This is a genomic window from Streptococcus atopicus (assembly GCF_049166725.1).
GTDB classification, from domain to species: domain Bacteria; phylum Bacillota; class Bacilli; order Lactobacillales; family Streptococcaceae; genus Streptococcus; species Streptococcus hominis.
In genome coordinates, this window is sequence record NZ_JBMHFC010000007.1 from 1 (window position 1) to 21876 (window position 21876).

The 21876-nt window shown below is 39.3% G+C and carries 17 protein-coding genes and 1 tRNA gene; 4 read left to right on the top strand and 14 right to left on the bottom strand.

The features are described 5' to 3' along the window. Positions 1–161 precede the first annotated feature (161 nt). Together ACOMA9_RS05745 and ACOMA9_RS05750 are read left to right on the top strand one after the other, a co-directional pair. Complete coding sequence (locus tag ACOMA9_RS05745; protein ID WP_421424868.1) at positions 162–494, top strand: hypothetical protein; 333 nt, start codon at positions 162–164, stop codon at positions 492–494. Positions 495–509: 15 nt separating this feature from the next. Then, positions 510–580, top strand: a tRNA-Cys gene (locus ACOMA9_RS05750). Positions 581–793: 213 nt separating this feature from the next. On the opposite strand, the gene nusG is transcribed toward ACOMA9_RS05750, so the two are convergent. The 5 genes from nusG to pbp2a form a co-directional block, all read right to left on the bottom strand. Continuing rightward, entirely contained in the window at positions 794–1330 is a 537-nt protein-coding gene (gene nusG, locus ACOMA9_RS05755) for a transcription termination/antitermination protein NusG (RefSeq protein WP_003040842.1), read from the bottom strand. A gap of 133 nt (positions 1331–1463) precedes the next feature. Next, entirely contained in the window at positions 1464–2366 is a 903-nt protein-coding gene (locus tag ACOMA9_RS05760) for an IS30 family transposase (protein ID WP_421424930.1), read from the bottom strand. A 169-nt stretch (positions 2367–2535) separates the two neighbouring features. Continuing rightward, positions 2536–2712 carry a preprotein translocase subunit SecE gene (gene secE, locus ACOMA9_RS05765; protein WP_106083368.1) on the bottom strand — a complete coding sequence of 59 codons (177 nt, stop codon included), beginning with the start codon at positions 2710–2712 and terminating at the stop codon, positions 2536–2538. A 9-nt stretch (positions 2713–2721) separates the two neighbouring features. Beyond that, positions 2722–2874, bottom strand: a complete 153-nt coding sequence (gene rpmG, locus ACOMA9_RS05770; protein WP_330945166.1) for a 50S ribosomal protein L33 — start codon at positions 2872–2874, stop codon at positions 2722–2724. A 49-nt stretch (positions 2875–2923) separates the two neighbouring features. Further along, on the bottom strand, positions 2924–5143 hold the full coding sequence (gene pbp2a, locus ACOMA9_RS05775) for a penicillin-binding protein PBP2A (protein WP_421424872.1): 2220 nt from the start codon (positions 5141–5143) through the stop codon (positions 2924–2926). Positions 5144–5280: 137 nt separating this feature from the next. Between pbp2a and ACOMA9_RS05780 the strand changes: the two genes are divergently transcribed. Next, a complete protein-coding gene (locus tag ACOMA9_RS05780; protein WP_421424874.1) occupies positions 5281–6141 on the top strand; it encodes an RluA family pseudouridine synthase in 861 nt (286 codons plus the stop codon). A 286-nt stretch (positions 6142–6427) separates the two neighbouring features. On the opposite strand, the gene ACOMA9_RS05785 is transcribed toward ACOMA9_RS05780, so the two are convergent. From ACOMA9_RS05785 to ACOMA9_RS05820, 8 genes are all read right to left on the bottom strand, one after another. Next, positions 6428–6637 (bottom strand): heavy-metal-associated domain-containing protein, encoded by a 210-nt coding sequence (locus ACOMA9_RS05785; RefSeq protein ID WP_003040978.1) that lies wholly within the window; start codon positions 6635–6637, stop codon positions 6428–6430. A 12-nt stretch (positions 6638–6649) separates the two neighbouring features. Beyond that, positions 6650–8902: a heavy metal translocating P-type ATPase gene (locus ACOMA9_RS05790; protein WP_330945168.1), complete on the bottom strand. Its 2253-nt coding sequence runs from the start codon at positions 8900–8902 to the stop codon at positions 6650–6652. A gap of 3 nt (positions 8903–8905) precedes the next feature. Further along, the gene (locus tag ACOMA9_RS05795; protein ID WP_151380025.1) at positions 8906–9373 is read right to left on the bottom strand and encodes a CopY/TcrY family copper transport repressor; all 468 of its coding nucleotides are present in this window, start codon (positions 9371–9373) and stop codon (positions 8906–8908) included. A gap of 143 nt (positions 9374–9516) precedes the next feature. After that, entirely contained in the window at positions 9517–11019 is a 1503-nt protein-coding gene (locus ACOMA9_RS05800) for a zinc ABC transporter substrate-binding protein AdcA (RefSeq protein ID WP_330945169.1), read from the bottom strand. 9 nt (positions 11020–11028) lie between these two features. Beyond that, positions 11029–11835 carry a metal ABC transporter permease gene (locus tag ACOMA9_RS05805; RefSeq protein WP_003028598.1) on the bottom strand — a complete coding sequence of 269 codons (807 nt, stop codon included), beginning with the start codon at positions 11833–11835 and terminating at the stop codon, positions 11029–11031. Continuing rightward, complete coding sequence (locus ACOMA9_RS05810) at positions 11828–12535, bottom strand: metal ABC transporter ATP-binding protein (protein ID WP_247906670.1); 708 nt, start codon at positions 12533–12535, stop codon at positions 11828–11830. Before ACOMA9_RS05810 ends, ACOMA9_RS05805 begins: the two co-directional genes overlap by 8 nt. Next, entirely contained in the window at positions 12532–12975 is a 444-nt protein-coding gene (locus tag ACOMA9_RS05815; protein ID WP_151380026.1) for a zinc-dependent MarR family transcriptional regulator, read from the bottom strand. The genes ACOMA9_RS05810 and ACOMA9_RS05815 overlap by 4 nt, the downstream gene beginning before the upstream one ends. Positions 12976–13266: 291 nt before the next feature. Further along, on the bottom strand, positions 13267–19110 hold the full coding sequence (locus ACOMA9_RS05820; RefSeq protein ID WP_421424879.1) for a Spy0128 family protein: 5844 nt from the start codon (positions 19108–19110) through the stop codon (positions 13267–13269). Positions 19111–19369: 259 nt separating this feature from the next. On the opposite strand from ACOMA9_RS05820, the gene ACOMA9_RS05825 reads away from it, so the two are divergent. Then, on the top strand, positions 19370–19993 hold the full coding sequence (locus ACOMA9_RS05825; RefSeq protein ID WP_421424881.1) for a TetR/AcrR family transcriptional regulator: 624 nt from the start codon (positions 19370–19372) through the stop codon (positions 19991–19993). Positions 19994–20267: 274 nt separating this feature from the next. Here ACOMA9_RS05825 and ACOMA9_RS05830 read toward each other — a convergent pair whose 3' ends face one another. Further along, complete coding sequence (locus tag ACOMA9_RS05830; protein ID WP_330945171.1) at positions 20268–21842, bottom strand: ABC1 kinase family protein; 1575 nt, start codon at positions 21840–21842, stop codon at positions 20268–20270. Positions 21843–21876: the final 34 nt, after the last annotated feature.

Below are 21876 nucleotides of genomic sequence, written 5' to 3' on the forward strand. Positions count from 1 at the left end.
TGTTCAGTTTTCAAAGGTCTTTGTCGCCCCTCAAGCGACAACTATCTTAGTATATCATCTCCTTTGACTCTTGTCAATACCTTTTTTCATCTTTTTTTATTTTCTTAAACTTTTTCTTCCAATTTGATAGCTGGAAACATTTATTTGTTAAAGAAGTTCCCATGGCTAAAAAATATGAACTTCTAATTTTAGAAATGTCATATGAGATGGATACAATTATTAAAAAAAGGAAGCAAGTAACGGGAAATCAACTTATGACTTCTTTACTTTTAGGAAGATGGTGGCTGATATTTTTGAAGCTAGTTGATTCAGCTAAACAAGTTTATCTTATTGCTATCTTAACTAAAGCAAGAAAAACTATCAATCCAAACTTTTCTTCGGCTTATCAAAATGATAATTTCACCATTTTAATGATTAAATTTAATCGGAAAACACTAAAATTTTACAAAGAGAAACCAATCTACACTCTTGACGAAAACGATTTTTTAGGATAAAATAATAAACGTTGTGGCGGTATAGCCAAGTGGTAAGGCACGGCTCTGCAAAAGCTTGATCGTCGGTTCAAATCCGTCTACCGCCTTCCGTAACCTGATTCAACAGGAATTAACCGAATGAAAAGCCCGTAAAATCGGGCTTTTTTATTTTTTTGTTCGGTTAAATTAGGTCAAATATAATAAAATTGGTGGGTGAATTTGAGACAAACATTTTCAACAAGAGTTTATTTTTCATCAAAATAGCACAAAAAGCGAGCTAAACCAATAACTATAAAAATTGATTTCTAGCTCACTTTTTATTATAATTCAGCAATTTGGTTCAGATTTACTTCGGCAACTGTATCATTTCCGAATAGCGAAATAATCATTTTAACTTTGTTGTTGTCAATTTCGGTGATTTTACCCGTATAATCTGCAAAAGCTCCGTCAATAATCCGAACTGTATCGCCAACTTTCACATTGATGTCAAATTCTTGAACGGTTTGTCCCATTGAAATCAAGATTTGGCGGATTTCTTCTTCCAATAGTGGTGTTGGTTTGGAGCGGTTTCCGTGCGAGCCAACAAAGCCTGTTACGTTTGGTGTGTTCCGTACGACAAACCACGCTTCATCTGTCATCACCATTTCTACCAAGACGTAACCTGGAAAGCGATTTTCTTCAACTTCTTTGGTTTTTCCATTTTTCTCCACTTGTACCGTTTGCGTTGGGATTTCCACGCGCAAAATATTTTCCAACATATTATAGGTTTGTGCACGTTGTAAAAGATTTTCTTTTACTTTATTTTCATATCCTGAGTATGTCTGCAAGACAAACCAGCCTTTATCAAAACTGTCCATCGTTCTTCCTTTCCTAAATAAAAAAGCCTGAGGGCTTCGGTTTCTTTTCTAGCCCTATTATACCACAAAAATGGCAAATGCAATCTTTTTATTACCATTTTTATAAGATAAATTGCAAGAATAAGTGCAACATTTATTCGAACTCATCCTCTAGAGCTTCACAAGAAGTTCTGTAACCTAAACATTTTCGTGGTCGGTGATTGATATTATATAAAGCCTTGTTCAAATCCTCATCAGAGATAGTGGCTAAATCTGTTTTCTTTGGGAAATATTCTCTTAGTAAGCCATTTGCGTTTTCATTGCTTCCTCTCTGCCAGGATGAATAGGCATCCGCAAAGAAAAAGGAAATTCCTAAATTCTCTACCAGAGGATAGCAGGCAAACTCTTTTCCCCTGTCTGAAGTGAAGGTTTTAAGAGCCTCTTTTGGAAATAGCCTACAAAGTTGTTCGATGGCTGAAAACATGGCTTTGGCTGTTCTATCTGGTATCTTGAAAGCTAAGTAAAAACGAGTTTTTCGCTCTAGAAAGGTCGCTAAACACCCCTTGCTTTTGCCTCTGGAAGACACCACAGTATCAAGCTCCCAGTGCCCAAAAGTTTCACGATTACGGACCTCTTTAGGACGTTTGGAAATTGGCGTACCAATCCTAAATCTTCCACGTGTTTCTTTGGGTTGTCGAGTTTTTCCTTTACGACGAAGGACGCTCAAATCCAGATCAATCAAACCAGCATAGAGCCAGTTATAGATGGTTTTAAAAGCTACCATCGGCCTTTGTTCAAGCTGATAGCGACCACAAATCTGTTCAGGCGACCAGGAGGATTTTAAACCGTCCTCAATTTCCTTTTTCAACTTTGGTGTCAAACGAGACTTCCGACCTTTTTGCTTAGCCCTGCGGTCGTACTCTTCCTGTGCTAAGACTGCAGAATAACCATTTTGACATCGCCCTAACTCTCTTGAAATGGTAGACTTATGGACACCAAGTTTACTTGCAATTTGGCAAGGTTTCAAACCGAATTCCAAGTAGGTTTCTATCTTTATTCAGTCAGTTATGGTAAGATGGTAGTAGCTCATAGTTTTTCCTCGGGTTCTGTTTGTGTGGTTACTTACAGTTTACACCAATGAAACGCTATGAGTTTTTTTGTTGCACTATATTTTACAATTTATCATAATAAAAGCCTACTTGATAAAACAACAAGCAGGCTAAAAATTAAAAGATATTTAACAATCGTACCAAACCTCTTGTGACAAGTAAGTCGAAAAGATAAATAATGACGACAAAGAAAGCTGTATATTCCATGATTGAGATAAAATCTACCCAGCTTTGCTTTCTAGTTGGCCAAGTTGTATCTTTTAATACTTGAAATGTATCTTTAATGAATTTCACAACTTTCTCCTATCTAGTTTCTTTATGAATTGTATATTTACTGCAATGCTTACAATATTTATTTACTTCCAGACGTTTTGGTTTTGGCGTACTACTCAATTTGATTGAATAGTTTCTCGATCCACAAACCGTGCACGCCATACTCGCTTTTTTTAGTGCCATAACGCCTCCATCTTGTTTATTATATCAAGAAAGCCCATCTTTGACAAGTCTATTGGAACCAACTCTTAACCGTGTCCCAAAGATTCTGTGCTTTTTCAGGAATCTTAGCATCGTCAATTGCTTTCTTAGCTTGGTCAACCAAATTCTTAGCTTTATCTTGCACATCTTTCAAGACATCTGAACGATTGTCACTTTGATTCGTAGTGTTATTTGTACCACTCGTATCAACCGGTGCAATACCATTTTTTGCATAGGCATTTTCATCACCGAACTTCGTACCCTTTGTATACGGTAAGATACTATTTGCCACACTTCGGAAAATAGCTGAAGCTTCATTGGCACTTGTACCTGTCAGATAATGATTTTCATCTGTTTTTGGAAAACCTAACCACTGACTGATAACCACATCTGGCGTGTAACCAATAACCCATTGGTCCCCTGATAAATCTGGATTAAAGTTAGTTTCTGTCGTTCCCGTCTTTCCAGCCATAGTATAGCCATAAGGTGCTGCATACACACCAGTACCATTGGTAAATGTTCCCAGCATCATACTAGTCATTCTTTCTGTTGTTGAGCGGTTAAGCACTCGCGTTGAAGTTGATTTATGAGTTTTGACTACTTGTCCACTAGCATTTTCAATTTTGGTAATCAAATGCGCATCATTCATAACACCATTATTGGCAAAAGTAGAATAAGCTTGTGCCATTTGCAGTGGATTAGTTGTTACGCCACTACCAAGAGCTACCCCAAGGGTCTGACTCACTTTATCCATATTCAAGCCAAATTTTTTACCATATTCAAAAACTTTTTTCAGTCCCAATTCATTAGCAGCAGCAACCGCTGGAATATTTAAGGATTGCGCTAAAGCCTGATACATGGGAACCGTCGGACTGGATTGAATTCCACCATAGTTGTTCACGGTGTAATTTCCGTAAGTCGTTGTGCTATTGTCCAACTCTTTATTGGTGGACCAACCTGCTGCAACTGCAGGGCTGTAAACCGCCAAGGGCTTAATAGTCGAGCCAGGGCTTCTTGAAGATTGTGTGGCATAGTTAAAACTTCTGAAATTGGCACTGGTACTATTGATTTGCCCAACAAGTGCGCGAACACCTCCCGTTTTAGGATCAAGCGCTACGCTACCCGATTGGGCTCTGGTGCCGTCTGCTGCTTGCGGGAATAAATCTTCGCGATCATAGATGACTTGCATGCTAGCTTGGTAATTTTGGTCTAGCTCTGTGTAAATACGGTAGCCGTTATTGACAATATCAGCTTCTGTTAAGCCATAATCTCGAACTGCTTCATTGATAACCGCATCAAAGTAAGACGGATAACGATAATCTGCTGATTTTCCTGTGTAAGCATCTACCAATTGACTGCCCAAACCATTTGCTGCTGCTTGGTTCGCAGTATTTTGACTGATATAACCTGCTGCTGCCATATTTTGCAGAACGGTATTGCGCCGATTGGTTGCATTTTTGATAGAAGCAAGCGGATTATATAGTTCCGGTCCTTTAAGCATTCCTGCTAAGGTAGCTGCTTGATCTAGTGTCAGTTGGCTAGCAGATACTCCGAAATACTTTTTAGAGGCATCTTCTACGCCCCATACACCATTTCCAAAGTAAGAATTGTTGAGGTACATGGTGAGAATCTGATTCTTACTATATTTCTTGGTTAATTCCAAGGCAAGGAAAAATTCCTTTGCTTTCCGCTCAATAGTCTGATCCTGAGATAGGTAAGCATTTTTGGCTAATTGCTGCGTAATGGTGGATCCACCGCCAGAACGTCCCGCAGTCAAAATCGCCATGATAAAACGACCGTAGTTAATCCCACTATTTTTATAAAAGGAACGGTCTTCTGTCGCAATGACGGCATGTTGTAAGTTCGGACTAATTTTGGACAATTCTACGTAGGTTCCCTTTTGCCCTGACAAACTTCCAGCTTTTTTGCCGTCCTTATCATAAATAGCTGTTGTTGCTTTCAAAGCATTCTGCAAATCATTCACATTAGTGGATTTGGCAACATAAAAGAGATAGCCTCCTGTCACCAAACCAAAACCAAGTCCCAAAATCAAGACAATCTTCGTCAGGTGATAGCGACGCCAAAATCGACGAAATGGGTGTTGAGAAATCGGCTTTTTCCGACTTTTTCCAGACCGGCTCAAATGCGATTCGCTTTCTTCCGCCTCTGTCACCTCTTGATGGTGGCGCTCAGGACTGTCCTTTTTAAAATGATTCACTACTATTTCAAATAATTCACTCAATTTTTTCATATCCCTATTCTATCACCTTCTCCATATCCAGACAAGAAAGGACCTCTTATCAAGCGTTTCGTTTAGAAAACTTTAAGAAATTGTTCAAGAGTTAGCTGACTATTTGCAATCATCTACTATTTTGTTACAATAAAATCATGCATTTTACAATTACGATTCCACAAGGTCTGCCAGAGATGACAGTCAAAGAACTGCTGGAAGAACAGTTTCTGATTCCACGGAAGGTTCGCCATTTTCTACGCATTAAAAAACACGTCCTTGTAAACCAACAACCCATTAACTGGCAAAGTCGGATTCATCCAGCGGATGCGATTGTTTTAATATTTGACGAAGAAGATTATCCAGAAAAGTCTATTTTAATGGGCAAAGCTAATCTTGTGGAAGAATTATACCAAGATGAACACATCATCATTGTCAACAAGCCCGAAGGTATAAAAACACATGCCAATGAACCAACGGAGCTGGCACTTTTAAATCATGTCTATGCTTATGTTGGAAATACTTGCTATGTCGTTCATCGCTTAGACAAGGAAACAAGCGGAGCTGTTCTTTTTGCGAAAAATCCTTTTATCTTACCAATCTTAAATCGATTACTAGAAAACAAGGAAATTTCGCGTGAATATTGGGCTTTGGTACAAGGAGTATTCCCCAAAAAACGTCAAATCTATACAGATAAAATCGGGCGTGACCGTCACGATCGGCGAAAACGGCTAGTGGATAACAAAAATGGTCAATACGCTGAGACCCATATCTCAAAGCTAAAAGAATTTGAAAACAAGACGCTCGTCAGCTGTCAACTTAAAACTGGGCGAACTCATCAAATCCGTGTACACCTTGCTCATCATGGATACCCCATTATCGGCGATCCATTGTACAATCCGCAAAAAGCAAAGCGTCTCATGCTCCATGCTCATCGTTTAACTTTCACACATCCTTTTACGCTTGAAAAAATTAGTGTTGAAGTCAGCTCTCAAAGCTTTGAGAAAGGATTGATTTAAAAAATAATGGGAGTGGAACAGAACTAAAAATTTTCGATTTTTAGTTCGTGGTCCCACCCCCGCAAGGGTAATTATGTGCTCTTCCGAGCTGGAAAAGCGAACAGCTTGGATACTTGCTTCGCAAGTTTTATCTGCCACCTCAAAGCAGTGCTTTGAGCAATCATAGTGGCTTGCTGTGCAAGGCTGATTTCCCGCCTTCAACAATTCAGTGAATTGTTGAAGCTGCGTTATTCGTTTATTACTAATTCTAATAGAAGCTGGGACACTTTTTGCCCAGCCTCATTTTTTATGCAACATTAACAACTTTATAAATCGTTTTAGCCAGAGCAGCTTGATAATCTTCTGCACTGTATGCATGATTGGTGGTTACAGTCGCAACCTTTGTATCTAAATCAATTTGAACATCCGATACACCTTCCAATTTTAGGAAGTGCTCGGTGACATGCTTCACGCAATTTTGGCAAGATATATTTTCTAAAGTAACAATTTGTTTCATGATGAACTCCTTTTATGATTCTATTTTAAAGCGCCGTAAACGCAGCGCATTGGTGACGACAGAAACCGAGCTAAAGCTCATGGCAAGACCGGCTAGCATAGGATTAAGCAGCGGACCGCCAAATACATATAAAAGACCCATTGCGATTGGTATTCCTAAGGTATTGTAGGCAAAAGCCCAGAAAAGATTTTCTTTGATATTTTTAATCGTAGCCTGACTGAGGCGAATGGCTGTCACCACATCTAAAAGGTCGCTGTGCATCAAAACAATGTCGGCTGAGTCAATAGCCACATCCGTTCCAGAACCAATAGCAATCCCGACTTCAGCTTGCACCAGAGCAGGTGCATCATTGATTCCATCACCCACCATGGCAACCTTTTCCCCCTGCGCTTGCAAATCCTTGACGACATCTGCTTTGCCGTCTGGAAATACTCCTGCAATCACTTGATCGACACCAGCTTCTCTTGCGATAGCTTGAGCCGTTTCCTCACGGTCCCCTGTCAACATCACAACTTCCAAGCCCATTTTTTGCAATTCAACAATAGCTGCACGGCTATTTTTTTTGATTGGATCAGCAACTGCTACCAGCCCCACCAATTGTCTATCCAAAGCGACAAACATGGCCGTCTTTCCTTGATGAGATAAGGAAATCAAGTCAGAGATATGCTCTCCGAGCTCGACTTGGTATTGTCTCATCAAGCTTTCATTCCCGATTAAAATTTCTTGAGCTTTTACTTGAGCTATAATCCCTTTACCTGAGATTGCTTGGAAATCCGTTACCGGTGCCAAAGATACGACTTCATCTTGAGCGGCTTCTAAAATTGCTACCGCCAATGGATGTTCTGAATGTTGCTCACTACTTGCAAGCAAATGTAGCAATTCCTCCCGTGTGACATCACCAAAAGTCAACACATCCGTCAAACTTGGTTTCCCTTCGGTAATCGTACCTGTCTTATCCAGAACGACAACATCTACCAAATGAGCCGCTTCAAGAGCCTGTCCCGACTTAATCAAGACGCCATTTTCAGCACCCTTTCCTGTACCTACCATAATAGCCGTCGGAGTAGCTAGCCCAAGCGCGCAGGGACAAGCGATAACCAATACCGCAATAAAGATAGAAAGTGAGAATTGCAGGCTTTCTCCTGCCAGAAAGTACCACAACAGAGCTGCTAAAACTGCCAAGCCCAAGACGATTGGTACAAAGTAGAGCGAGATCTTATCTGCCATAGCCGCAATAGGCGCTTTCGAGCCTTGTGCCTCCTCTACCAAATGAACAATCTGAGCTAAGGTTGTGTCCGAACCGACTTTGGTTGCTTCATAGTCAATAGAACCCGTTTGATTCATAGTGGCACTGGTAATCACATCTCCGACGTTTTTTTCGACAGGAACACTTTCACCTGTCATCATAGACTCATCCACATAGGTTTGTCCAGAGATAACCACACCGTCTACTGGCATACGTTCTCCCGGTTTAATCCGCACAATATCTCCAACCTTGATGTCTTCTGTATCAATTGTTACGACTTCGCCATAGCGAATAACCGTTGCTTGATTAGGCACCAAACTCATCAAACTATGAATCGCTTGCGAAGTTCGTCCCTTGGCATTGGCTTCCAGATATTTCCCCAGTAAAACAAGAGTGATAATCACACCAACTGATTCAAAATACAACTGGTGTACAAAAGTATGATGCCCCAGTAAAACTTGAACGACCGAGTACAAACTATACAGAAAGGCTGCACTCGTTCCTACAGCAATCAAACTATCCATGTTCGGATGCCGTTTTGCCAAATTCCGAAAACCACGTACATAAAAACCGCGACCAACCCAAATTGCTGGCAAAGTAAGGAAAAACTGCGCCAATACAAAGGCAACGGGATGCGTCATGTGACCTAAAAAGGAGGGTAACGGCAAGCCAATCATGCTCCCCATTGAAATATAGAGGAGTGGCACGGTCGCTCCTGTCGCAAACCAAATCTGATGCGCCATCTGGCGCACGGTTTCTTCTTTCTCTGCGGCCTGTTTTTCATAATCCGACTGCTTTTGTTTCCCTTTTTCTACCGCTTGGTAACCTACTTCTTTCACAGTGTCTAAGACTTGCTCGCTTGCAAATCCTTCTTTTGGAAAAACTGTCAATTTTTCCGTCGCCAAGTTCACAGTAGCTTCCTCAACCGTTGGAAGTTCCTTGACTGCCATTTCAATCGTCATCGCGCAAGCTGCACAGGTCATGCCGAATAATTTATACTCTTTTTTGTCTTTTTCCATTTCTTACTCCGCCATTTTGGATTTATTCGTATCATCTTGACAATGCGCGCCACAAGTACACTGACCTGGTGGACAATTGCACTGAATCGTCTTCGGTGCTTGAACTTGCTTTTCTTTTACAACATCCAAGATTCGGGACAAATCCGTTTGACTGAATTGATTGCTTTCTAGTATTGAAATCACTAAATCACCATGCTTGGTATTGCACATATTGTCAAGTAAGGTCCGCCAACTATTTTCCAAATGCTCATCTTCTAAGATCAGAGCATCATAGTAAAACTTGCCCTCAATCTTTTCCATTGAAATAAACTCTTTGGTCTTCAGGCGATTCAGCAAGGTTTTGACAGTAGCCGGTTTCCAATCGAAATCAGCTTCTAAACGCTCCACCACCTCAGTACTTCTGCTATGAGGATACGCCCACAAAACACGCATAACTTGCCATTCTGCCTGACTGATATTTTGTTGTTCCATTTTGTTTCATCTCTTCTCTGATTACAGTTGTAATTTTCAATTCTTTTATAGTTTACATCTGTAATCAGAATTTGTCAAGCAAAAAAATCGAGAAGATTTACTCAACTCGATTTTTCTCTTTCTGTATAGAAATTGTGTCTTTATCAATGCGCAAGCATTTCTTGGGCGATTTCTTGTCCACTTAATTTCGTTGGGTAATAAGTTGGCCAATTTTCCAATTCGTTAAAGAGGGCTTCTTGGCTTTCACCACCGTAGAAAATGTGAAAATGTGCTGCTTTCGTTGGGGCGATATTATGATCGCTAAATTGAACATATTTATACTTACCTGCGTCAGGATCTGTCGCTTCAAACATGAAGCGCACGCCACGATTACCTTTCGAATACGTCAAAGTGTGTTTGCCGACATATTTGTAAGTATATTTCTTCTTTTGCCCGTTTACTACAAATTCCATGGTCTTATCTGTGATATTGATATTAGACACATCTGTCTTATAGCCTTTTTCATAATAGGCTTTGTACTCAGCTGCTGTCATCTTACCACTCAATTTTGCCTTGTAATCAAAGACTTGGTCTAAAGTTCCGTCTTGCAAATATGGATAAACGGATTGCCATTGACCTGCATAGTCAGACAAAGTACGATCTTTAACAGCACTATCTTCAAAGTAACCGTTTTGAACGGTCTTCGTATTTTCTTCTTTTTCAGCAGAAATTTCAGCGCCTGCTTGGTCAGTTGTCTTCTTCAAGGCTTTCAAGTTGGATTGCATGATTGAAATGTAATCTGCTCCATCTTTTGTTTGCTTTTCAGTCAAACTTTCAAGCGGATTAAGGACATCTAACTTCACACCTGTTTCTTTTGCCAATGTAGAAGCCAATGCTTGAGAAGCATTTTCTTCAAAATAGATATACTTAATATTGTTTTTCTTAATATATTTTGTCAATTCAGCTAAACGCGCTGCTGAAGGCTCACTATCTGGTGAAAGTCCTGAAATAGGAACTTGTTTCAAACCATAATCCAATGCAAGATATCGAAAAGCAGCATGTTGCGTTACAAAACTTTTTTGTTTTGCATTTGCTAAACCAGTTGTATATTCTTTATCCAGACTTTCTAATTTCTTAATGTAGGCTGCTGCGTTCTTTTGGAAAGTCGCTTTCTTATCGGGATAGCGTTTACTTAAGCTGTCACGAATATTTTCCACCATTTTAATAGCACGTTTTGGTGATAACCATACATGAGGATCGTATTCATGATGATGTCCTTCTTTACCATGATCATGATCTCCTTCCTCTTCTGTACCAGGAAGTAGCAACATCTTCCCAGTCGCCTTCACCACATTCACTTTACCTTTTTTCAAGGTTTTAAGCAATTTTGGCACCCAAGTTTCCATGTTTTCATTTTCATAAACGAAAGTATCTGCATCTTGAATCGTTGCAACTGCCTTAGCAGAAGGTTCATATTCATGTGGTTCTGTCCCTGCACCGATTAGCAACTTAACATTAGCAGTATCACCTGTCACTTGCTTAGTAAACTCATAAACTGGATAAAATGTTGTGACAACATTTAGCTTCCCATTTGCGCTTTTTTGATTGGAACAAGCCACTAAAAAGAGACTTAGTAAGCTTGCTACTAATAGACCAATTTTCTTCATTTTTCACTCCTATTTGATAAATTTTTTTAATAGATTCACTAGTAAAAATACGCCGACAAAAATAATGGTAATACTTGCGCTGGCTGGCGTTTCAGCATAGTAAGAAATATACAATCCAGCAATCATACCTAAAAAGCCGATGACATTTGCCAACAAGATAACGGATTTAAAGTTCTTGCCCAACCGCAAGGCAATACTTGCCGGCAACACCATAATAGTCGATACCAGCAACGCACCTGCCGCTGGAATCATGAGGGCAATGGCAACACCTGTCACAATGTTAAACAGAATGGACATGGTGCGCACAGGCAAACCGTCCACAAAAGCTGTATCCTCATCAAAGGTCAAAATATACATTGGTCGAATGAAGAGGAAGGTTAATGCCAGCACGATTGCCGCAATGATAAAGAGTGAAATCACCTGCTCCGTACTAATCGTGACAATAGAGCCAAATAAATACTGATCCAAACTCATAGAACTGGAACTCTTGCCCCTACTCATAACAATCAGAGCAATGGCAAGTCCTGTTGACATCAGAATTGCTGTTCCGATTTCCATGAAATCCTTGTAGATTGTCCGCAGGTATTCTAAGAAGACTGCCGCAATGATAACAATCACTACCGTTGAAATCGTAGGTGAGATGCCTAGCACCAAGCCAAAAGCAACCCCTGAAAGCGACACGTGGCTGAGCGTATCACTCATCAAACTCTGACGCCGCAAAATTAAAAAAGTTCCTAACACAGGCGAGAACAGACTCATGGCAATTACGGCCAGAAAAGCCCGCTGCATAAAGTCGTAAGCTAATAAATTAAACATGGCTCACCTCCTCCTTGTCACTTTCGTGAACATTGAAGCACCGCCATGGCGAATCTTGATTTCGCACCAAATGAATATTGCGGTCCGCATATTTTCGGACTTCCTCCGGATCATGCGTAATCATCAGCACAGCCTTGCCATGCCGATGTGCACTATGGTGCATCAAATCATAAAATTCATCCTTGCTGCCAGCATCCATCCCCGTTGTCGGCTCATCCAAGACAAAAATATCCGGATCCGAAGCAAACATGCGCGCAATGACTGCCCGTTGCTTTTGCCCACCCGAAAGCGAGCCAATCCGCTTGTCTCGATGTTCCCACATGCCAACGGCGTCCAGACTGACCTTGATATGTTCTTCATCATGCGCATTCAAACGACGAAACCAGCCTTTACGTGGATACCGACCCGATTTAACAAATTCATAAACAGTGCTGGGAAAACCCGCATTAAAACTAGCGATTTGCTGTGGCAGATAAGCAATCCGTAATTTCTTCCCAACAGTATTTGTCTTAGAAATCGTCACCTTTCCAAATCGAGGCTGCAAAATTCCAAGACTAGCCTTGATCAAGGTTGTTTTTGCTGCTCCATTTTCACCTGTCAAAGTCACAAACTCACCACTATCCACATAATAGTTAATATGCTCCAGCACAGGCTCCTTATCATAATAGAAGGACAAATCTTCAACTGTGATATATCTCATTTTCCGATTTCCCCCACTAAGGTTTCTAAGAATTGTTGAATGGTAGCTTGCTCATTAGGAGTGTATTGATTGGCAATTTTTTTGTAAATTTCCAATGTATGCTGATGATGATGATGATGCTCCGCAGCAACTGGCTTCGCTAATTCTGTCAACCGATAAAAAATAACACGCGCATCTTTCACATCTTTAAAAGGTTCCAACATTTCTTGCTTAATCAATGACTTGATGGCCTTTGTTACCGCTGCCTGGCTAACATTTAAGCGCTTCGCCAACTCTGAGTTTGTCAGCGACTCCTCAGACAGCAACATCAAAATATGCTCTTGAGTATTGGTCAATGGCATACCACTCGTGCAAGATCCAATCAAAATCTCATGTTGATTCTCGGATTTTAAAATGATTTCATTTAAAAAACGATCAATTTCATGTGCTAGCTGACTCATTTTTCTCCTTTTCTGATTAACCAGTTAATTCTTTACTAGTTAAGTATATCATAAAGAAAAAAAGAGTCAAGTGAAAATTTCAGCATAGTTTCCACGAAAAGGATTAAGTATTCTCTAAATTTTTGTATAACTTTTCTAAGTCCATTTTCTCTAGGAAACAGCTCTTCCTTTTTCTTTTCACATTCTATGCTTTAGGCATCAAAAGGGGGATCTAAAGAGCCCCCATTTCGGAGGAGAATGCTCTCTAGATTCCCAATTTAAACTTATTATTTTTCTGAAGTCTTGATTTTATCAAGATTTCTTCTTGATGAGATAAACTGCACCGACCAAAACAATCAAACCAATGAAAATAGCTACTGTATGAATGACCGTACCTGTCTTAGGCAAACCTTTCTTTGGTGGAGTATAGCGATTTTCAAATGTCTTTATGTTCTTGTCATAACTTACTTTGGCAACCAAATGACCATTACCATCATCTGTGACTGTTACTGTCACCTTAATCACCTTCTTATCATAAGTGATTCCTTGAAGTTTTGTATCCTTTTCTGCAATCGTGTAATGGTAGGTACCAGTTGTTTTGTATTCAAAAGCATCAAAGTTTACCGAACCATCTGCGGTATTTTTCTTCGTTTGAAGCACTTGACCTCTTTCATCCTTCAATACAAACTCAAATTCATTTGCTTTCAAGGTACGACCGACCAATTTCTTAGTTACTTCAACCGTTGCTTGGACTGAATCTGCCGTATAAATATTGTTGAAGACACGATCTTTTGTATCATAAGATACAGTTGCTACCAGTTTCCCTGCGCCATTGTCGGTCACAGTAACGGTTGCTTTGATTACCTTAATGTCATATTTCACACCGCCAAGCTTCGTATCTTTTTCGGTAATCGTGTACTGATAAGTACCAACTGATGTATAAGTCAACTTCTTAAAGGTAATCTTACCGTCCTTATCATTTGTCACCGTTTCAAGCAGTTCGCCTTTATCATTTTTTAGTTCAAAACTGAATTCACCAGTTTTAAGGTCACGACCAGTTAATTGTTTATTAGCTGAAAGCTGAGCAGTCGTTGGAGCAGCTTGGTATTGGTTCGTAAAGGTTTGGTCGTTCTGTTCATAGGCAACTTGTGATACCAATTGACCTTGACCATTATCTGTTACGGTTACGGTTGCTTTAATCACTTTCTTATCATACGTTACACCACCTAGTTTTGTATTCTTTTCGGTGATGGTGTAATGATAGGTACCAGCTTTCGTGTACTCAATGGTGTCGAAAGTGACACTACCATCTTGAGCATTCTTCTTGCTTTGAGTAACTTTATCATCTTGGCCTTTCAATTCAAACTCAAACTCGCCATCTTTCAAAGCACGACCTGTCAAGGTTTTCTTAACAGAGAGTTGTGCGTTTGTTTTTGCAGCGGAATAAGTGTTCTTGAAGGTCTGATCATCTTTTTCATAAGCAACTTTTGTTACTAAGTGGCCTTGACCATCGTCTGTAACAGTGACTGTCGCTTTGATCACTTTGGTGTCATATTTCACGCCACCGAGTTTCGTATCTTTTTCGGTGATGGTGTAGTGATAAGTACCCACCTTAGTATACTCAATGGTATCGAAAGTGACGCTACCATCTTGTGCATTTGTCTTCGTTTGGCGAACTTGATCGTCTGTACCAGTCAGTTCAAATTCAAATTCCCCTTCTTTGAGGTTACGACCTTCTAATAGCTTCTTAGCAGAAAGTGTCGCAGTGGCTTTATCTGCTGAATAAGTATTCGTGAAGGTGTTTTGGTTGTTTTCATAAGCAACTGTTGTATGTAGTTGACCTTTACCATCATCCGTGACAGTAACGGTTGCTTTGATTACTTTGGTGTCATATTTCACACCGCCTAAAGCACCAGCTTGTTCTTTAATGGTATAAGTATAAGTTCCAGCTGTTTTGAATGTCAACTCTTTAAATGAAATCTTACCATCTTTAGCGTTCTTAACGGTATCCACCACTTTACCGTTTGAATCAATCAAGTCAAAGGCAAATTCATTTGCTTCTAGGTCGCGACCAGTTAGCACTTTGTTCGCTTCTAATGTCGCAGTTGTTTCCTTAGCAAGGTAAGTATTGCGGAAGGTTGGATTAGCTGTATCGTAAGATACTTGGGCAACTAACTGACCATTGCCATCATCAGTAACTTTGACAGTCGCTTTGATTTCTTTCTTATCATAGGTCACACCACCTAAGCCATTGTCCTTCTCTTTGATAGTGTAACGATAAGTTCCGATTTTTGTATAGTCAATCGCATCAAAAGTAACACGACCGTCTGCTGCATTTTTCGTAGTCTGACGAACGTTGTCATCAGTTCCGACTAATTCAAATTCGAACTCTTGATCGTTTAATGCACGACCTGTCAGTTCTTTGGTCACACTTAGTTGTGCACTAACCTTTTGACTAGAGTATTTATTGTTGAAAGTTTGGTCATTGTTTTCATAGGTTACTTTTGAAACAAGCTGACCTTTACCATTATCAGTGACTTCAACTGTTACCTTGATGGTCTTGGTGTCGTAAGTCACACCACCCAATCCTGTGTTTTTCTCTGTAATGGTGTACTTGTGGGTACCAACAGTTTGATACTTGATTGCATCAAATTGAACCTTACCAGCTTTGTCATTCTTCTTGGTTTGAAGAACGTCTGCCTTGCCGTCTTCTTTCAGTTCAAAGCTAAACTCGCCATCCTTCAAAGCACGTCCGGTTAATTTCTTCGTGACAGAGAAAGTAGCATCGGTACCTTTGGCAGTATATTTATTTGTAAAGCTTTGTTTAGAAATTTTATTCTTACCGCTCTCGTCAAAACCGAGGTAGACGATATTGTAAATCAACTGTCCATCCTCTTCCTGTTGAACACGAATGGTAACCTTAATTGGTTGTTTATCGTAGTCAACACCTGGAACCTTACCAGCTTTCTCTTTGATAAGGTAGTTGTAAAGACCAGTCTTGGTGAACTTAAGAGCTGTGAAAGGAATCGTACCATCCGCTTTATTTTTAACTGTTTGAAGTAGCTTGTTTTGTCCATCGTACAATTCAAACTCAAACTCGTCATCTTGTAAATTTCGACCCGTTAAGGCTTTTGTCACCTGCAGTGGCACTGTGATTTCTTTTGGTATGAACGTATTCTTAAAGTTCTTTTTACCACCGTCATAAGTCACAGTAGTACTTAGCTTCCCTTTACCATCATCCGTTACTTTAACTGTGACTTTGACTTTGCTCGAGTCATAAGTAACTCCTGTCAGACCATTATTTTTTTCTGTAATGGTGTAGTGGTACTCACCTGCCTTGTCGTAGTTAATAACTTGGAACCGAACTTTTCCTTGAGCATCATTTTTAGCCGTTTGAAGAACATCTGGTTTACCATCTTCCTTCAACTCAAACTCAAACTCTTGCGCTTTCAGTTTGCGACCCGTTAACTCCTTGGTTACATCAAAGGTTGCAGAAGTAGCCTGAGTGGTGTAGGTGTTGTTGAAGGTAGTGTCGTTTTTTTCATAGACAATTTCAGAATGTAGTTTTCCTTTGCCGTCATCTGTAACTTTGACAGTAACTTTTATTTCTTTCGAATCATAAGTGATACCACCTAGACCATTGTTTTTTTCTTTAATAGTGTAATGGTATTCACCTGCTTTAGTATATTCAACTGTATCAAACTGGACTTTCCCAGCTGCAGTGTTTTTCTTCGTTTGGTGAATATGATCTTCCTTACCAGTCAATTCAAACTCAAACTCGTCTTTTTGTAGCTGACGACCTGTCAGAACTTTGTTCACTTCTAATCGAGCGAAAGTCTTTCCTGGAGCATAGCGATTCTCAAAAGTTGGGTTTTTAGTCTCCTCACCAGCTTTCGAATAAGTAACCTTTGTAACTTCAAGTTTTCCTCCCTTATCTTTGACAGTTACAGTTGCCGTGATAAGATTCGGTTCATATTCAACTCCTGAAACATCACCAGCTTTTTCACTAATGGTATACTCATAGGTTCCTGCTTTAGTATATTCAAGCTCTTTGAATTGAACCTTACCATCAACCGCATTTTTCACAGTTTGGAGAATTTGCCCATTCTCTTTTAGGTCAAACTCAAATTCACCTGCTTGAAGTTTACGACCTGTCAATACTTTCTTAACTGTTAATGTCGCTTTTGTTTTTTGAGGAATATATAGATTAGTAAATGTATCCCTGTTTTCAAAGGTGCCATCAAGTAATCCTGCTTCATAGGTGATATTTGCAATTGTTAATTTTCCAGTCTTATCTTTTCCAACTGTTACCTTTGCATAAATAATGTTAGAGTCGTAGTGGATAGCAGGATCTGTTGAACCGCCTGTTTCTTCAATTTTATATTGATAGACTCCTTCTTTATCATATTCAATTGATTTGAAGGTAACTTTCCCACCTACATTTTTTGCTTTTTGAGTTTGATTCGTTTGCTTATCTGTTAATGTAAACTCAAACTCATTATCTTTCAGTTTGCGACCAACGAGCTTTTTATTCACCTGTAAAGTCGCAGACACTTTTTGTCGTTTATTTGAAATATCTAAACTGTAAGACTTACTACTATTGAAATTTTCTGGTTTAACCTTAATTTCTTTGCCTGTTAACTGATAACCATCCGGAGCTTTAATTTCTTTAATAGTATAATTGTCTTTCAACAAATTCGGAATAGTCACGTTCCCCGCGCTATCTGTAGTGAAATCACCAGCTACAGCACCATTACGGTCGCGGGTCACTCTGAAGACAGCTCCTGCTAACGGTTCCCCAGATACTTCGTCTTTTTTGTGTAGTGTGACAGAGTAAACATAGCCTTCTGCACTTCCACCAGCCTCTACATAGGTAGTTTTGGCGATAGAATCTATGATTTTTGTTTTACTAGACCAAAGAGACGCTATGTTTTCAACAACTTCACCACTTTGTAATTGATAATTTGGTTTGGCTTTATATTTAATATGATAGCCTTCGTCTTTATTTATCTTTCCTAACTTAATAGAAAATTCTGAGTCAGATGGAAATTCTACCTTAAACTTACTGGTAACATCTTCTTTATTTTCCAATACCCAACGATTATCTTCAATAATCCATTTTCCTTTATAAATTTCAAAACTATCTTTAACATAGGAAATATTTGGTGTTTTTAAAATATCAGTTACTTTTGCATCCGGAACTTCTTTTCCTGACTGATTTACAGTGATATCATAAGTAATAGTATTGTCTGGTTTAAAATTACCTACTTTTGTCAAATCTTTTTGTGATGGCGGAGTTAAACCTCCAAACTCTACTTCTCCTATCGGAACTATATTCCGATTAACTGTAATTTGAATTGGAACTTTTTTCTTTTCCTTTACGATATGATGATTGATATAAGTATAAAAATAAAAATTACCAGTAATGTCTGATTTATTTTCTACATATTTAGTATAGGTCAACTTCAATGTTCGATTCGTCGCATCAACAGTTGCACGCGCTACTACCTGACCGTTTTGGTCTTTAATGTCAAAATCAGGAATTGGCACAAAAACTAAATTTTCTGTGATCTTGAATGTTGTATAATCCCCTTCATGCACGTTGTTATTTGGTAACTTAAACTGACCATTAATTTTAAACCGTTCCCATTGTTGCAATGGCTTGTCTAACGGTTTTCCATTATGATCGGTAATGCTAAATTTCGTAATCGCATCTATTTCTTTTGCTGCCCTTTTAGTTTTAGGAGCTGCTTGGGTATCTTTAGTATCTTTAGCAGCAGGTGGAGCTCCTGGCTGAGTCTCACTCTTTTCCTCTACCTTACTAGCTTTTTGTGAAGATGTATCTTCTTTTACTTGGCTAGCATCAGAGCTTTCTTCTTTTGAGGTGCTTGGCTTATTTTCCTGCTCATTTGAACTAGCTTCCGCTTTATTCTCAGTAGCAGGCTGCTGCCCCTGACTAGAACTAGTATCTGCTGCCTTTTGCGTTGACTCAGTAGGAGACGTTGGCTGTTCAGTTGTTCCTGTTTTCGGAGATGACTGAGTTGTCACTGTAGAAGATTGCTTCGACAATGTCTGAGCAACAGCACTAGCTGGTGATAAGATTGTTGAAGCCAGCAATAATGCAACTCCAACAAGATTCATCGCTTTTTTAATCATGATGATTTCCTTTCTATGGTTTTTCAGGACTTTGTATAAAAGTACAAAACTCCACTAATACTAGTATATCAACTACCTTATAGTCCTTTCAATCAAAATACTCTATATTTTAGTTCTATTTCTTAACAAACTGTAAAGTTTTAAACACCCTATTGATATACATAGCTCGCAGGCGGTTTACAAAATGTAAACTTTTTCCGATGATTTTGCTAGACTATATATTTTTTTTAAATTAGAATATTTATAAGGAGGGAGCAAGATGGTACTTAATACAAGAGAGAAGATTTTAGAAGCTTTTTTTGAACTTGCAATGGGAAATCCTCAGAAATCGCATTTTTCTTTAGCAGAAATTGCGCAAAAAGCAGGGATCTCAAGACAAGCGATTTACAAACGCCATTTTAATGGAAATTATGAAATTCTAGATTATATTCATAAAGAGCTTGATGCTGAATTTCAACTGATTTTTCAAGGTTATGATAAGAAAGTTTATCCTGACCCTTTTGTCTTTTTTGCAGAAGTGGTTATTCCTATCTTATACACCCACCGAAGGCAAATCAGTTGTCTCTTTAAGACAGCAGCAGATCCTTATTGGAGAGATTTTTTAAGAAATACGTATGGTCAATGGATTGAGCAGCACATTACGATTGATTATCAAAAATTAAACATTCCAAAAGAAAAGGCATCGCAGGTTCTTGTTGGAGGTATTCTCATCTTTATTGAAATTTGGATTACCCAACCTGAACCCACACCGCCTGAGCAGTTTTCCGAGACTTTTTTAAATTTGATTCATTTCCCTTTAACGGACTATGTTCGTTTCAAGCAAGCTTCTTCTAATGACAAACTAATCGTTACAAATAGTTTGGAAGATAAAGAAAAGGAGTGAGACCGAACTAATATTGAAAATTCTTAGTTCACAGTCTCACTCCACAGCTCTTCCGAGCTTGAAAAATGAATGAAGAAGTACTTTGCTTCGCAAGTTGTAGTTGATTTAGTAGACAAAGAGCTTTGAAACCAGAGAACTGTTGTTCAGCCTCAAACAAGATAATTCAACTTTCAAGATGCTAATGTCTAATTTCTAATGTGCTATTTTAAGATTGTAGGAACGAGATAAGTTGTGATTTTCAAAAATTCAACTTGTCGCGCTCTTTTTTGTCTTCTCATCTTGTGGAGCGAATGATGAGATAGAGTAACCACAGCAATACCATTGTCGCTAAGACAAAAAGAAATTTTGCTAAGAATAGCGTATCTGGATTGAGGGTTAAAATTCCACCTGTCAGTAATAAAGCTAGGAAGATAAGGCTTAGTACAAGACGATTGGCTACGGATTCGATACGACGAAAGCGTTGATTGTAGTCAATTAAGTCATGATTGACGACTAAGCGACCATTCACAATCTGCTCCACTAGCTGATGAAGCCGTCTTGGAATACTTTTCCCATGTCGCAGCAAGTAGAGCAGTTCGATTAAGAAAGAATCGTAACTCAAAGTCTGGTGCAAGATGTCTGATTTCATATTTTCGAGGAAATATTGCTTGGCTAAAGTCATCAGATTGATGTTAGGAGCTAACTCGCGAAAAAGTCCCTCAATTTGCAAGGCTGCTTTTTCTAAGATCGTCATCTGGGATGGTACTTGCAAATGATGACGCGTACAAATCGCTACTACGTCCTCAAACATATCTGTAATAGACAAGGAGCCTAACTCTAAATTGCCGTATTTGGTTAGCATACGTTCAACGTCTTGCTCTAATTGCAATTTATTGATTGGTTCACTAGCAGTCGTAATGGTCAGAATGGCTTGTGTCATCGAGTCAATATCCTGTGTCGTAAAACTAGACAACATGTCGTTTAGAGACACACGAAAACCCGTTTCCAATTCCCCCATAATCCCAAAATCAATAAAATAAATCTTTCCTTCATAGATCAAAAGATTGCCCGGATGTGGATCACCATGAAAGAATCCGTCTTTAAAGACTTGCTTGATAAAGCTCAGCATGAGCTTCTGACCAATATCTTCCAAGTCATAGCCAGCCTCTTGTAAAATAGCATATTGGTTAATCCGAACGCCAGGAATATATTCCTCGACAATCAAGTGCGGAGTGGTAAAGTCTGGATAGACTTTTGGCACGCCAACACAAGGAATATCTTGATTGTAGCGGGCAAATTCATCCATGTACTTAGCTTCATTGCGAAAGTCAATTTCGTTCAAAAGAGTGGTTTGCAACTGTTGCAAAATATTTGGCAAATCCACCATGGGCAGCAAATGCTTAGGAAAATGACGAGCTAGGCGAATCAAGAGCGCAATGTCTTCTGTAATCTGCTCTTGAATATGCGGACGCTGAATTTTCAGTACGACTTCATCGCCATTTAACAAAACAGCACGATGAGTTTGTGCCACGGAAGCGCTCGCCAAATGCTCTTGTGAAACATCTGAAAAGAGTTGCTCAATCGGACGCTTTAACTCATCTTCAATCGCAGCCATAACCGTCTCTTTGTCCAAAGGATTGACATCATCTTGCAGCTTACTTAATTCCTTGATATAGATTTCTGGCAATAAGTCACTACGGGTAGATAGAATTTGACCGATTTTTACAAAACTGGGTCCTAGTTGTTCAAAAGCTTCTCGCAATTGCTTGGGAGCTTTTTTCTCATCCAGCGGTTTTTTTCGATCTTTCAGATTGGACCAGCCGACTGCACTAAAGGCTGTTAGAATCTCTCGTAAGCGCTTGTTTGCCATAAGGTTATCCTCATTCTGTTTGTCATCATCAATT

What these genes read in the sequence shown, in the direction of transcription:
- ACOMA9_RS05800 (WP_330945169.1), bottom strand. Translation starts at nt 11,019, where the DNA reads ATGAAGAAAATTGGTCTATTAGTAGCAAGCTTACTAAGTCTCTTTTTA.
- pbp2a (WP_421424872.1), bottom strand. Translation starts at nt 5,143, where the DNA reads ATGAAAAAATTGAGTGAATTATTTGAAATAGTAGTGAATCATTTTAAA.
- ACOMA9_RS05810 (WP_247906670.1), bottom strand. Translation starts at nt 12,535, where the DNA reads ATGAGATATATCACAGTTGAAGATTTGTCCTTCTATTATGATAAGGAG.
- ACOMA9_RS05780 (WP_421424874.1), top strand. Translation starts at nt 5,281, where the DNA reads ATGCATTTTACAATTACGATTCCACAAGGTCTGCCAGAGATGACAGTC.
- ACOMA9_RS05830 (WP_330945171.1), bottom strand. Translation starts at nt 21,842, where the DNA reads ATGGCAAACAAGCGCTTACGAGAGATTCTAACAGCCTTTAGTGCAGTC.
- nusG (WP_003040842.1), bottom strand. Translation starts at nt 1,330, where the DNA reads ATGGACAGTTTTGATAAAGGCTGGTTTGTCTTGCAGACATACTCAGGA.
- ACOMA9_RS05805 (WP_003028598.1), bottom strand. Translation starts at nt 11,835, where the DNA reads ATGTTTAATTTATTAGCTTACGACTTTATGCAGCGGGCTTTTCTGGCC.
- rpmG (WP_330945166.1), bottom strand. Translation starts at nt 2,874, where the DNA reads ATGGCACTAAAAAAAGCGAGTATGGCGTGCACGGTTTGTGGATCGAGA.
- ACOMA9_RS05825 (WP_421424881.1), top strand. Translation starts at nt 19,370, where the DNA reads ATGGTACTTAATACAAGAGAGAAGATTTTAGAAGCTTTTTTTGAACTT.
- ACOMA9_RS05795 (WP_151380025.1), bottom strand. Translation starts at nt 9,373, where the DNA reads ATGGAACAACAAAATATCAGTCAGGCAGAATGGCAAGTTATGCGTGTT.
- ACOMA9_RS05745 (WP_421424868.1), top strand. Translation starts at nt 162, where the DNA reads ATGGCTAAAAAATATGAACTTCTAATTTTAGAAATGTCATATGAGATG.
- ACOMA9_RS05815 (WP_151380026.1), bottom strand. Translation starts at nt 12,975, where the DNA reads ATGAGTCAGCTAGCACATGAAATTGATCGTTTTTTAAATGAAATCATT.
- ACOMA9_RS05820 (WP_421424879.1), bottom strand. Translation starts at nt 19,110, where the DNA reads ATGATTAAAAAAGCGATGAATCTTGTTGGAGTTGCATTATTGCTGGCT.
- ACOMA9_RS05790 (WP_330945168.1), bottom strand. Translation starts at nt 8,902, where the DNA reads ATGGAAAAAGACAAAAAAGAGTATAAATTATTCGGCATGACCTGTGCA.
- ACOMA9_RS05785 (WP_003040978.1), bottom strand. Translation starts at nt 6,637, where the DNA reads ATGAAACAAATTGTTACTTTAGAAAATATATCTTGCCAAAATTGCGTG.